The organism is Formosa sp. Hel1_33_131 (assembly GCF_001735745.1).
Classification (GTDB): domain Bacteria; phylum Bacteroidota; class Bacteroidia; order Flavobacteriales; family Flavobacteriaceae; genus Hel1-33-131.
Genome location: NZ_CP017260.1, coordinates 2,351,792 through 2,365,268 on the forward strand (window position 1 = coordinate 2,351,792; position 13,477 = coordinate 2,365,268).

General features: G+C 36.3%; 13 protein-coding genes. 3 read left to right on the forward strand and 10 right to left on the reverse strand.

What is annotated here, in order from left to right; translation table 11 throughout:
• Positions 1-93: 93 nt before the first annotated feature.
• From FORMB_RS10845 to FORMB_RS10865, 5 genes are all read right to left on the reverse strand, one after another.
• Positions 94-1,200, reverse strand: coding sequence for a sel1 repeat family protein (locus tag FORMB_RS10845; RefSeq protein ID WP_157498156.1), 1,107 nt, complete (start codon positions 1,198-1,200; stop codon positions 94-96).
• Positions 1,201-1,556: 356 nt separating this feature from the next.
• Entirely contained in the window at positions 1,557-1,976 is a 420-nt protein-coding gene (locus FORMB_RS10850) for a helix-turn-helix domain-containing protein (RefSeq protein WP_069677473.1), read from the reverse strand.
• 25 nt (positions 1,977-2,001) lie between these two features.
• Positions 2,002-2,553, reverse strand: coding sequence for a hypothetical protein (locus tag FORMB_RS10855; protein ID WP_157498158.1), 552 nt, complete (start codon positions 2,551-2,553; stop codon positions 2,002-2,004).
• 237 nt (positions 2,554-2,790) lie between these two features.
• Complete coding sequence (locus FORMB_RS10860; protein ID WP_069677475.1) at positions 2,791-3,186, reverse strand: thiol-disulfide oxidoreductase DCC family protein; 396 nt, start codon at positions 3,184-3,186, stop codon at positions 2,791-2,793.
• Entirely contained in the window at positions 3,186-5,354 is a 2,169-nt protein-coding gene (locus tag FORMB_RS10865) for an endonuclease MutS2 (RefSeq protein WP_069677476.1), read from the reverse strand. The genes FORMB_RS10860 and FORMB_RS10865 overlap by 1 nt, the downstream gene beginning before the upstream one ends.
• 96 nt (positions 5,355-5,450) lie before the next feature.
• Between FORMB_RS10865 and FORMB_RS10870 the strand changes: the two genes are divergently transcribed.
• On the forward strand, positions 5,451-6,116 hold the full coding sequence (locus FORMB_RS10870) for a uracil-DNA glycosylase (protein ID WP_069677477.1): 666 nt from the start codon (positions 5,451-5,453) through the stop codon (positions 6,114-6,116).
• On the opposite strand, the gene FORMB_RS10875 is transcribed toward FORMB_RS10870, so the two are convergent.
• The 4 genes from FORMB_RS10875 to FORMB_RS10890 form a co-directional block, all read right to left on the reverse strand.
• Positions 6,113-6,973 carry a substrate-binding domain-containing protein gene (locus tag FORMB_RS10875; protein WP_069677478.1) on the reverse strand — a complete coding sequence of 287 codons (861 nt, stop codon included), beginning with the start codon at positions 6,971-6,973 and terminating at the stop codon, positions 6,113-6,115. The genes FORMB_RS10870 and FORMB_RS10875 overlap by 4 nt on opposite strands.
• Before the next feature lie 90 nt (positions 6,974-7,063).
• Complete coding sequence (locus FORMB_RS10880) at positions 7,064-7,933, reverse strand: nucleoside phosphorylase (protein WP_069677479.1); 870 nt, start codon at positions 7,931-7,933, stop codon at positions 7,064-7,066.
• 15 nt (positions 7,934-7,948) lie between these two features.
• Positions 7,949-8,278, reverse strand: a complete 330-nt coding sequence (locus FORMB_RS10885) for a translation initiation factor (protein WP_069677480.1) — start codon at positions 8,276-8,278, stop codon at positions 7,949-7,951.
• Positions 8,278-9,228, reverse strand: a complete 951-nt coding sequence (locus FORMB_RS10890; RefSeq protein WP_069677481.1) for an isopenicillin N synthase family dioxygenase — start codon at positions 9,226-9,228, stop codon at positions 8,278-8,280. The genes FORMB_RS10885 and FORMB_RS10890 overlap by 1 nt, the downstream gene beginning before the upstream one ends.
• A 390-nt stretch (positions 9,229-9,618) precedes the next feature.
• On the opposite strand from FORMB_RS10890, the gene FORMB_RS10895 reads away from it, so the two are divergent.
• A complete protein-coding gene (locus FORMB_RS10895) occupies positions 9,619-11,538 on the forward strand; it encodes an alpha-ketoacid dehydrogenase subunit alpha/beta (protein ID WP_197493511.1) in 1,920 nt (639 codons plus the stop codon).
• Complete coding sequence (locus FORMB_RS10900; RefSeq protein WP_069677483.1) at positions 11,539-12,414, forward strand: sterol desaturase family protein; 876 nt, start codon at positions 11,539-11,541, stop codon at positions 12,412-12,414. It abuts the gene before it with no gap.
• A gap of 1 nt (position 12,415) precedes the next feature.
• Here the strand turns inward: FORMB_RS10900 and FORMB_RS10905 are convergent, their stop codons facing one another.
• Positions 12,416-13,441 (reverse strand): formimidoylglutamase, encoded by a 1,026-nt coding sequence (locus FORMB_RS10905; protein ID WP_069677484.1) that lies wholly within the window; start codon positions 13,439-13,441, stop codon positions 12,416-12,418.
• Positions 13,442-13,477 lie beyond the last annotated feature (36 nt).

Sequence of the window (13,477 nt, forward strand, 5' to 3'; positions counted from 1 at the left end):
GTTTCTTCAACTTGCAGCTAACGTTAAGTATATGAAGCGTTGCCTGCCGATAGGCGGCTATGATTTCATATACAGTGTTAGGCACTTTTTTTTTTAATTTTTTCTACTTTCATAATACTTATACACGACCGCCAATTCTTGCCAACGATTGTTTTCGAGCGAGTAAAAGCTAAAGCTTAGTTGAGTGTAATTCGTTCTATATCTTTTTTGGTCTAGAAAAAGAACTAGTGTACTATCTCTTAGGAAAATTGGTTTTGAGAAGGTATAAACGATAGAGCACATATTCTTTTCCTTTTCAGTTCCTAGTTTTTCAGTTTGGTCGAATGTATTTTGAATTTCTTGTGGACTATCAAGACGACTAGAGTAAGGAAATAGATGTTCTTCCCATTCGTGATTCGATAGCGTGCTTAATTCCTTTAAGATATAACTCTTTTCTTCAGCTGATAACTTTAAATTTTCAGTTTGTTTCCCTCTGTATAATGACCATAATTCAAATTCTTCAGTTGTCTCAATAGCTGATATCGTTGAATTGATTATTGATGTGTCTATGGACTTTGTATAATAGAGAGTGTCACACTCAAACCTTTCATATTTCCACCTTGATACCCAATCTCTGTAAGGATCTTCCATCAGCTCTAATTTATTCTCAGGTATCTCAGACTTTTTGGATTTTTCATTACCCACATCAGGAATAGTAGCGTTGAATTCTTCAAGATTTATTTTGTCAAAGGTTTGCTTTTTTTCTTCTAGTATCTGCTTAGCTGATTGTAACTCCTCAGAAGACATATAAGCCTTGATTAAATATCTAGTGGTCGTTCCTTTTTGAATCGGGTCATAAGCAGCAGCAATTTCAGCCCAGACCAAAGCATCTACTTTATATTTTGGATTGGTTGAACTCTTTTCAAAATACACAACAGATAATAATCCCATTGCTCTCCCAAACTCTTGATTTGCAGATTTAACTAAATACTGTTCAGCCAGTGAGTCATTTTTTATTTCTAATTCCTTACTGTAATAACAAAATCCAACAATAAACTGGGCTACTTTATCACCTGAATTTGCATATGGCTGCATTATTTTAAAAGACTTCATGAATTGTTTCGAATCAAAAGCTTTCAGTCCTTTTTCAAACCTAGCATCTTGTGAAAATGTTATTGTTGATATGAAGCAAAATAATATTATTGATGTAAATTTTTTCATTGTATTTAATTGTGCCTAACTAGTGTGTATATATCCCTTAGGTGTGCATATTTCCATTATATCCAGTGTTTTGTTCAACAATACATCCCGATTTGGCATGTATTGTTGAACGTTCTGTTTTATATAATTCATTTATATATTTTTTCATCTCACCCATTTTAGCAGTAAAAATCTAAGTCTATTGTTCATTATGATGCGTGCTACGCTACTCGATTCGTTTTTAAAAAAACACATACACGCACCCGCTGTGTCATTCACAGTACACTAATATCTTACTAAAAGGTTGAATTGGTTAAAATGAAGAATCAGATTTGAGGTCTAAATCTGTCATAAATGTAGTAAAGAAATTTTTCAAATCAAACTTTCTCCTTTGTTTTTTTGATTTTAAACACAACATCTTTCTTAACCAACTCATCAGATGCAGCAGGCTTTCTAAATTGCTCAACTTGAAGTGTTGATTGAAATTCAGGGATTTCAATTAAACTAATATTTAGTATTTGTTCAATTTTAGTAACAGTTTCTAATTGCAGGTTTTCAGTACCTTTCAATAGTTTGTTCACATATTGTGGTGAACAAACCATTGCTTCGGCTAATTCTTTTTGAGTTTTTGGAAACACATCAGCCGTTTTATTTGCTTTAAGAGCAGACATTATTCTGACAGCAATCGTAAAAGAAATATCTAGCCAAGTTTTATTTTCTTTACGGTATTTTGCTCTTTCAACCCAAGAGTTATCTTGTTTTGAGTTTTTTTCAAGTCTATTTTTTATGTTGCTCATACGCATTTGAAATTATTAGATTATTTTAATTTATTTCAACGAATTCTAAATGTTTGTTACCTTCATCCTGTAGGTGATTTCTTGTAAATTCTAATTTATACAGCTCTAAAATTAAATGATCTCTATTATTCATTGTTTGTGTGAGTTTAATTGCTCCTCCGCAAACAACAAATAGATTGGCTTCAATTCTTATTGCATACATCCGAAGCCAACTGTGTCTTTTGATTCCTTTCGCTTTGTCTTTTTCAAATTTTCCGTAGATGTACCCTTTTGATAAAGGCTCAAATAAGGTTGATAATGTTTCAAGTCTTTCAGTTTTTCCAGTTTCTGCGATGTATAATAATTCTTCTTCAAAAAGTTGAGCATCTTCTCTTGTTTTAATAATGGCATCTTCAATTGTTATGTCATTCCAAAACTTGTGCTCTAAATCTTCCTTGTGCTGCTCGAAAAACGCTCTTAAATAGATTGGATCGTTCCATAATTCAAAACATTTCGCAAATTCATTTAACATCTCAGTTTCATACTGAACTGAATATAAACTGTCTTTTACTATTACAAATGTATTAATTATTTTCACTAAATCAACTTGTAGGTTTATTTTTTTTAATTTTATTGTTAGTTTTTACAAGATGCTTTTCACAAACAGGCATAAAAAAAGCTACTCTCAATTTGAGTACTCTAATATCTTACTAAAAGGTTGAATTGGTTAAAATGAAGAATCAGATTTGAGGTCTAAATCTGTCATAAATGTATTAAAAATAATTTAATTGTAGTTAAAGTGAGTTGGGTTTTAACATTCGGGTGTTCAATACCATCAATCCAAAAATCGTTCTTTTAAATCTGCTGTCGGAATCATACATTGGTCTTTTTTGCCAAACCATTTATAGCGATTGTTTGCAATAAATGTGTACACAGCATTTCTAAGAAATGACGGTAGGAGGTACCCAATTCTAAAAAAATGAAAACCGCCTCCTAAAGATTTACAAATTGCTAAAACGGCACTGCTTTTTGTAAAGAATTTTTTCCCATCCGAAAAGACGATGCTGTCTAAATCCGCACTGTTTACTAAGTCTTCAGGCAGAAAGGACTTCGCAAAATCACTCTGCAAAGATGCAAATTTTAAAAGGCCTTTTTTGTCTTGTTTTATGAGGAAATTCACACTGCGATTACAGAGGTTACAAACGCCATCAAAGAAAACAATTTTTTGCATTATTTTTTAGAATTCACATATTCAAGGCGGTCCACACTCACATTGGTTGTGAAAAGTCCATAATTGACCACCGCTTTATTTTTCTCTAATTTATCAATCGTACCCACCGCGCGGCCATCTTCCAGTCGGACTTGGTCTCCAATTTTCAAGGTGCGTTTTGGTTTTGGTGGAATCAGTGCTGCTTTTTCTTTTTGTTGCTTTTTTTGTTGGCGAATCACCGCTACTTTTTGACCGACTTCCTTCTTTAATTCAATTTCTTTTGCCAAAAGAATCTTCTTTTGTTTGAGGCTTATTTTTTGACGTTTCGAATTGTCAATCTGCACCAATTTAAAAAGTTCGTTCATCAATTCGCGTTTCCGATTGTTATCGAAATAGCGTTCACCTAAATCACTAATTTTTTGTCCCAGATACACCAAACGCTGATTGCTGTCAAAAAGTTCTTGATAGCTTTGCAGTTTTTTCTTTGCCTTGGCATTCGTTGTCTCTAATTTATCGGCTTCTAAACTCTTTTTAATTTCATTTTGTTTGAGCGCACGTTCGGTTTTTTCAAGTTTCGAACGTTCTTTTTGAAGCTTCGAAATGGTTTTATCAAACCGTATTTTGCCGCGCTCAATTTTCTTTTTAGACCGATTGATCAAACTGAAAGGAATGCCGTTTTTCTGAGCCACTTCAAAAGTGAAAGAACTTCCCGCTTGTCCAATCACCAACTTATACAACGGTAGTAAGGTCTTTTCATCAAACAACATATTCGCATTCTGAATGTGTGGCAATTCGTTGGCCAATAATTTTAAATTACTATAATGCGTCGTAATGATGCCAAACGCTTCTCGCTCGTAAAACACTTCCAAAAAAGTTTCTGCCAAGGCACCTCCCAATTCAGGATCACTTCCCGTCCCAAATTCATCAATTAAAAAGAGGGTATGCTTGTTACACTTCTTTAAAAAATAATTCATCTGCTTCAGACGGTAGCTATACGTACTTAAATGGTTTTCAATCGATTGATTATCGCCAATATCACTTAAAATTGAATCAAACAAACACAGTTTAGACCGTTCATGGACAGGTATCAACATGCCCGATTGCACCATAATTTGAAGCAGTCCAACCGTTTTTAGCGTGATACTTTTCCCCCCAGCATTCGGACCCGAAATTACAATGATTCGACTTTCGGTAGTCATCGTAATTGTTTGTGGAAAAGTGGTAATTCCTTCATTTTTATTCGCCACCAATAACAAAGGGTGGTAAGCGTCCACAAGCTCAATTTCTTGATGTTCTGTAACTTCTGGAAGAATGGCATCAATTACTTTGGCATATTTTGCTTTGGCATAGATGACATCTAATTTTGTCAGAAATAACTGAAAATCTTCTAAGAGGGGGCCGTAACCACTTATAAAACTGGTAAGCTCAAGTAAAATCCGCTTGATTTCTTCGGTTTCTTCAAAGGTTAAATTATTAAGATCCCGTTGGTGTTGTTGTGTGGTATCTGGTTCAATATAGACGATGCTGCCTGTTTTACTAGCCCCCAAAATACTGCCTTTTACCTTGCGTCGGTACATCGCCTTGACGGCCAATACACGTCGGTTTTCCATCACCGTTTCACGGATGTCATCCAAATAATCCAAGCTGTTATAATTGCTTAAAGCAGAATTGAAACTGGTATTGATTTTTATACGAACCGCTTGAATCGATTTACGCAATCCGTACAAGGTATCAGATGCATCGTTGCGAATTTCGCCAAATTTATCAACCACGCTATTAATGGCTTCTGGGATCTCTTTATTGGATTCTAATAGCAAAGAAACTTTGTGTAAAAGCGGATAGTATTCATGAAATTTCTTAAAGAATTTCAATAAGATATTTGTGGTCAAACAGATGCTTGCTATTTTTCGAAATCCGTCTATTTCTAGATAATTATTCTCAATCCGAATTAATTTTAATTCTGCGGTGATCGCATCAAACCCGTGGTTTGGAATTCGATTTTCATTATCAAAAGAAGCTACAAATTCGTTGGTGAGCTGTAGCGCTTCAATCACATCCTCTCTTTTTGAAAAAGGGAGTGTTCCGAGAATTTCAATTTTCCCCAAGCTTGTAACATTGTGAGTTGCCACCTGTTGAATTACGGATTCAAATTCTAAATCCTGCAATGTTTTCTTGGAAATATTAATCATAGCGTTCGTGCATAAGTCGTCACAAATGTAGGTATTAATGTTTAAAATATATAGTTTAAATTTGCCATCTAAGCCTTAATTGTTAAGCTCTATTTTATGTTACAACTCAGCGGGACTTGGCGTTCCCATTTAGAACCAGAATTTAAGAAACCTTACTTCGAGACATTGGATGTTTTTGTGCATGCCGAATATGGTTTACACCCCTGTTATCCCCCTTTTAATCAGATTTTTAATGCGTTTGAAAGCTGTGCGTTTGAAGCGGTTAAGGTTGTCATCATCGGTCAGGATCCCTACCATGGTGAAGGACAGGCCAACGGTTTGTGTTTTTCTGTGAATGAAGGAATGCCGCATCCACCTTCTTTAAAAAATATTTTCAAGGAATTAGAAACGGATTTGAAACTTCCAGTTCCGTCTAGTGGCGATTTAAGTCCGTGGGCAAACCAAGGCGTGTTACTTTTAAATGCAACCTTGAGTGTCCGTGCAAAGGAAGCGGGGAGTCATCAAAAACACGGGTGGGAAAAATTCACAAATGAGGTGATCAAAACACTTTCTAGGGAACGATCGGATTTGGTATTTTTATTATGGGGAAGTTTTGCTAAAAATAAAATTAGATTTATCGATACAGAAAAACATACTGTTTTACAAACGGGACATCCATCGCCTTTGAGTGCCAATCGTGGTTATTGGTTCGGGAATAAGCATTTTAGTAAAACGAATGAAGTGCTGAAATCATTAGGCAAATCGCCCATTCAATGGGGTTAATCTTCTAGAGAGGCAACCAATTTATTGTAGGGTAGTTTTTCGGAAATGATGTCTAATTTCAACAATTGATTTTGAACCGCTTCAACGGTAGAAGATTCAATGTTTTCTTGTGACCATTCCGTAAGCTCTAACCAATTTTTTACATCTTCATTTTTTTGCTGATAGCGTTCGGAAATAATTGCATCGATTTCAGGGATTTGTTTAAAACCAGCCGTGATTGTATTGATGACTTCTAGAATGGCTTGAAGCGTTTCCTTTTCATTAGTTATAAATTCATCGCGCACCGCAATCACAAAGCAAGGCCACGGCGTTGGACAATCGCCCAAACGTCGGAATGTCTGTTGATCCACTAAAGGCTTTGTCGTAAATTTTTCCCACATAAAATAATCAGCCTTCTCATGTGTAAGTGCCTCCACAGCACCATCCAAATCTTTCACAACTTCAAACTCTAAATCCGTTGCTGTATCCCATCCAAGTTCTAACGCATTCACATACGCCATCAGATGCGATCCAGAGCCATAGCGACTGATAGCAGCCCGTTGGCCTTTGAGGTCACTGAGTTTTTTAAATGCGGATTTTTCTGCCACATGGATTCCCCAAATCAAGGGCGACTCTACAAAAACTTGCACAATTTTACAAGGACTGCCTTCTGTGATGTCTTTAATAATTCCTTCGGTTAGAATCACAGCGATGTCAATTTCATTATCACGCAGTGCTTTGGTCATTTGACCCGTACCACCAAAATAATTCTTCCAACGAACATTGATGTCGTGGGGTTTAAAATGGCCTTGTTTTAAAGCCAAATACCAAGCGTAATTGAAGTGTTCAGGAACTCCACCAATGCGTACATTTTTCATGTGTGTATTGTTATTGATTTTTAATGGTCACATGTTACATCCATTTGATTATTTTTCTTAGGTTTCAAGTTTTAGTTATGGATGTTTCATCTAAGAAATAAGTTTATTCAGCGTATAAGTTATTAATTTTTCGATAGTGGCCTGCGGGTCTTTACTAAAAGTCCCCAAAGCCCTGTTGGCTAAAATAGCATTCATAGAACAGGCTTCATGCCCCAATAATTTTGACAATCCATAAATGGCAGAAGTCTCCATTTCAAAATTGGTTACTCTCAAGCCGTTATACTCAAAACTATCTATTTTTTGATTTATGTTTTCGTCTTGTAATTCCAAGCGTAATACACGGCCTTGCGGTCCGTAAAACCCGCCACAAGTCGCCGTCAGTCCGTTAATGGTCTGATCACTTTTTAATTTTACTTCTAATATTTTTGAATTTTCAATGATGACAGGATAGGGTTTTTGTGGACTCCATTGCGTATGTTTCACAAAAGCAGCTTCGATATCCGAATGTTTGATCGCAGCAATTTTATAGGATTGTAACATCCCATTAATATCCATTCCATACCCACTCAGTACAAAACTGTCAATATCAATATCAGGTTGTAAAGCCCCGGAAGTTCCAATACGCACAATCGATAAACTTGTTTTATTCGCTTTGATTTCTCGTGTTTCAAAGTCAATATTCACCAAGGCATCCAGTTCATTAAGCACAATATCAATATTATCTGGACCGATTCCTGTAGAAATTACAGAGAGGCGTTTCCCTTTATAAATTCCTGTTTGGGTTTTAAATTCACGACTTTGCACCTCAAAATCTACAGTATCAAAATGCTTCGTCACTTCAGTCACGCGCTCTTGATCCCCCACAAAAATGATGGTATCCGCAATGTCGGAAGGTTTTAAATGAAGATGATAAATACTACCATCCGAATTGAGTATGAGTTCAGAATTTTTTATTGACATTTAATTGTTTTATGGTTAGCCCCCAACACGTTTGACATTGAATCCCAATTCTTTTAAAAACTCCATAATTTTATCTCTGTAATCGCCTTGTATGATGATGCTGTCGTTTTTAAAACTGCCACCCACACTGAACTTCTTTTTGAGATCTTTGGCAAGGATTTTAAAATCTTTATCCCCCCCAGTGTAGCCTTCAATAATGGTGATGGGTTTCCCTTTTCGTTTTTCGTATTTACAAATAATAGGGGCGTCTTGCATCCAAAGGGATGTTTTTTTTACTTCAGAGAGGTCTTCGGGACTTTCGGTATGCTCTGGGAATAGGTTTTTAAGTTGGTCTTTTAAATCCATTATTTTTTGGCGAATCCTAATTCTTTAATACGTTGATCCAAATATTCGCCCGCAGTGATGTCATCAAATTGTTTTGGGTGTTCGGCATCAATACAGTCCTCTAAGACGTTTAATTTCATAGCACTGATAGGGTGCAAGAAAAAAGGAATCGAATAGCGCGAAGTACCCCATAGTTCTCGTGGTGGATTCACCACACGGTGGATGGTTGATTTTAATTTATTATTGGTATGACGCGAGAGCATATCGCCCACATTGATCATTAATTCATCTGGATTTGCGATGGCATCAATCCAATCGCCATCATGATTTTGAACTTGCAGTCCTTTTCCTTGTGCCCCCATTAATAAGGTAATCAAGTTGATATCTCCATGGGCTGCAGCACGTTCTGCATTTTTTGGTTCTTCTTGAATGGGTGGATAATGAATAGGGCGTAAGATGCTATTTCCATTATGCACATAGTTGTCAAAATAAAATTCATCCAATCCTAAATGGATGGACAGTGCTCTTAAAACATAAGTAGCTGTTTTCTCCAACATTTTATACGTTTCTTTTCCGACCTTATTAAATTCAGCCAACTCTGGAACTTCTACGTTTTTAGGATATTCTGCTTCGAGTTCTGGATTGTCTTGCACATACTGTCCAAAATGCCAAAATTCTTTTAAATCGCCTTCTTTTCTTCCTTTTGCACTTTCCTTTCCAAAAGATACATAACCACGTTGTCCTCCAATTTCTGGAACTTCATAGCTTTGTTTTTGAGCTGTTGGTAAATCAAAAAATTTCTTTATTTCTGAATATAAAGTATCCACTAAAGTATCATCCAAAAAATGGCCTTTAAGTGCTACGAACCCAATTGTTTCGTATGCTTCACCAATTTCATCTACAAATTTTTGTTTGACTTTTGGATCGTTGGATAAAAACTCTGAAAGATTGACACTTGGAATTTTGTTCATGGCTTTTGTTTAATCATGTTTGTAACAAAGATAACAATTCAAACAATAAGCACAACAGTAAATATAAATATCCAAATCTCACTTCGTAAAGATGTTCGTTTTTTAAGTGTCTGAAAATGAATTAAACCGTATCCGTAAATACATTCGTGAAAACCCTGTGATCTGGCAACGGGATCGAAATAATGAAAATAAATTTAAAACTACAAAATGAGGTGGTATTTCAATTAACATGATCCATTCAAAAATTATACAAAAGCAATTTTTAAAGTTAAACGGAGTTAACTATTATTTTCCTATTTTTGAAACAGAAATATACTAGATTTGAAACCATTATTTAACTACGATTTTAAAGAAGTAAGCCCAGAAACTCAAAAGGCATTGTATTTCAATATGTTGAAATCCAGACTTATCGAGGATAAAATGTTGATATTACTCCGACAAGGAAAAATATCAAAATGGTTTTCAGGGATTGGACAAGAAGCCATTTCTGTTGGGGTCACATTGGCCTTGAACTCCGATGAATACATCCTTCCAATGCACCGTAATTTAGGAGTGTTTACAACGCGAGAAATTCCCTTATACCGTTTGTTTTCTCAATGGCAAGGAAAAGCCAACGGCTTTACAAAAGGGCGGGACCGTTCGTTTCATTTTGGAACCCAAGATTATAAAATTATTGGAATGATTTCGCATTTAGGGCCTCAGCTTGGGGTTGCCGATGGGATTGCACTTTCTCATATATTAAAAAAAGAACCTAAATTGACTGCTGTATTTTCAGGAGATGGCGGGACGAGCGAAGGCGATTTCCACGAAGCGCTGAATGTGGCTTCTGTTTGGAATTTACCCGTTTTATTTTGCATTGAAAATAATGGCTATGGACTTTCGACCCCGTCTAATGAACAATATAATTGTGAATCCATTGCCGATCGTGGCGTGGGCTATGGAATGGAATCTCATGTGATTGAAGGCAATAATGTGATGGAAGTGTTTTCTAAATTAGATACCATTGCAAAAAGTGTTCGACTCAATCCACGACCTGTTTTGATTGAATTTAAAACATTCAGAATGCGAGGCCATGAAGAGGCGAGTGGGACGAAATATGTTGCTCAAGAGCTGTTAGATGCGTGGGCTGAAAAAGATCCTATCTCTAATTTTGAGATCTATCTTCTTCAAGAAAAAGTAATTACAGAAACTGAAATAGAGGATTTTAAAGCGGCCTATAAAAAAGAAATTCAAGACGGATTGCAAACGGCTTCTGAGGAACCTGCGATCATTCCAGATTTAGAAACGGAGCTCGCAGATGTTTATAAATCGTTTGAATATAAAGAAACGAAACCCACATCAAACCAAGAAACAAAACGATTGATTGATGCCATTTCGGATGGCCTTCGTCAGTCCATGGAAGTACATCCCGATTTGGTGATTATGGGACAAGACATTGCCGAATATGGAGGGGTTTTTAAAATCACAGAAAATTTTGTCGAACAGTTTGGAAAAGCACGCGTTCGGAATACACCCATTTGTGAATCTGCGATTGTGGAAGCAGCGATGGGCTTGTCCATTGCGGGCATCAAATCAGTGGTTGAAATGCAATTTGCAGATTTTGTAAGTTCAGGATTTAATCCGGTGGTTAATTATTTAGCAAAATCCCATTACCGATGGGGGCAAGCAGCGGATATTGTGGTCCGTATGCCTTGTGGAGCCAGCGTGGCTGCTGGGCCTTTTCATTCCCAAACCAACGAAGCTTGGTTTACAAAAACCCCTGGTCTAAAAGTGATATATCCCGCCTTTCCTTACGATGCAAAAGGCTTGTTGGCAACCGCCATCAACGATCCTAATCCAGTCTTGTTTTTTGAGCATAAAGCCTTGTACAGAAGCATAAGGCATGAGGTGCCTACAGATTATTTTACGCTGCCGTTCGGTGTTGCTTCAACACTCAAAAAGGGTACGGATGTTACCATTATTTCTTATGGAGCTGCAGTACATTGGGCATTGGAAACTTTAGAGAAACATCCGCATATATCCGCGGATTTAATAGATTTAAGAAGTTTGCAACCCTTAGATTTTGAAGCCATATTAGCGTCCGTTAAAAAAACCAATAAAGCCATTATAGTACAAGAAGACTCGTTGTTTGGAAGTATTGCTTCTGATATTTCGTCCCAATTGATGGAACAAGCGTTTGAGTTTTTAGATGCACCTGTCAAACGAGTGGCAAGTATAGAAACTCCCATTCCATTTGCAAGTCAGCTAGAACAGCAGTATCTTGCAAAGCGAACTTTTGAGCATGAATTAATGGAGTTACTAGCGTATTAAATGGAGTATTTAGAATTGTTTTTAAACGCCTTTATGGGAACCGTACAGTGGACTTGGAAATCCATTTGTTTTGAGGTGCCTTGGACGCAAAATTATTTTTGGGGTCTGATAGCGATCTCATTAATTGTGTGGGGAATTGAAATGATTTTTCCTTGGCGCAAACAACAATCAGTTTTTAGAAAAGATTTTTTTCTTGATGGGTTTTATATGTTTTTCAACTTTTTCATCTTTAGTATGTTGATTAGTGGAGTGTATAAAATCATCACCAAAATTGCAGTCGATGCGTTTCAGATTTCTCCAAATGCCATTGCCCTCGTTGATTTGTCTAATTTTTCACCCCTACTTCAATTATTGATTTTCTTTGTTGTTCTCGATTTTGTACAATGGTTGACACATATCATATTACACCGTTTTTCGTTTTTATGGAAATTTCATAAAGTGCACCACTCAGTAAAAGAAATGGGGTTTGCGGCACATTTGCGCTACCATTGGATGGAGAATATTCTTTACAAACCGTTCAAAGTGATTGCGTTAATGTTATTGGGAGGCTTTGAACCTGAGCAAGCATTTATCATTCACTTTATTGCCATTTCAATTGGACACCTGAACCATGCGAATATCAAATTAGATTATGGTCCTTTAAAATATGTATTTAACAACCCCGTGATGCATTTATATCACCATGCACAGGCAATTCCTAAAGGATTTAAAACTGGAGTTAATTTTGCAATCAGCTTAAGTTTGTGGGATTATATTTTTAAAACCAACTATGTGCCAACGCCAGATAAAAATCTTGTGTTAGGTTACAGCGATGACCAACAAATGCCATCTGGGTTTTTTGGTCAGTTGTTTTATGGGTTTAAAAAAGGAGATTAATTTAAGAATCTTTTCGAGCGTTCATAAAATCTGTAATCAAATAGGAGAGGAGCTTTCCAGTTAGTGCGTTTGTTTGTGAATCTTCACCAGTTGCAGCTTCACAAATATGTAAGTAAGTGGCGTTTGGGTCGCTTCCAAAATAGTGTACAAATTGACGTGTTTGATTTACAGAAAACCCACTCGGTGTCTGCGCACTGCTAGGAATGTTTTGAATGGCATCACAATCAATTTCAATTCCAAATTTTGTATTAGAAATAAAGTCCATCGCGTTTTCAGAAGCCTTCTTAAAAGACATCTTTTTACGAACGATAAGATCCTCAAAAGTATTGAATTCTATTTTTGATTTTGACACCTCTATATAGTTTAAAATCTCTTTAGAAGTATAATTTTCATGCACTCCAAAAATAAAGTAGCGATCCAAATAACCTTCTTCTAGAGCGTATTTAAAGCCATTTCCACTGTGTCGACCTTCTAGTGCTCGTAAATCTGTATGGGCATCAAAATTTAGACTGTTTATTTTAGAATCTAAAGCGAGTGCACTTCCTTTTATAGCGCCATACGCATTGTTGTGACCGCCTCCAATGAGAATGGGAATCTTTCCCGCCTTAACAATTGTACAAACCAATTCTGTAACACTCTTGTCAATCTGCTCCACATAGGTTTGATAGGTGTGTTGGAGTTGATCGGGTTGGATTGAAGGCAGAGTATCGTATAATTCTGAAAAATCCAAGTGGCCTAACAAAAGTACATTCGAAGGGTTTGTAAATTGATTGCTCTGAAGGTTTAAAAGTGATTTCAAGGCAACATCCCAAGTATCTTTTGCACCAGCGCGCCCATTATTCGCCAAAACGCCAATGTCTTCTTTGATTCCAAAAAGCACAAATTTCACTTCAGAATCTTCGAGTATCGAAGGTAAATGAGTCGTGTTCTTCAGGTATTTAACAAGTTCAAAAAATTTAGTTTCACCCGCTCTTTTGGTCGTGATGCGATTTAACGTTTCAGTGGAAATAATTTGAAGATTGTTCATTTTTTGTAATACATTTGCTGGACTTTAAAATTACAA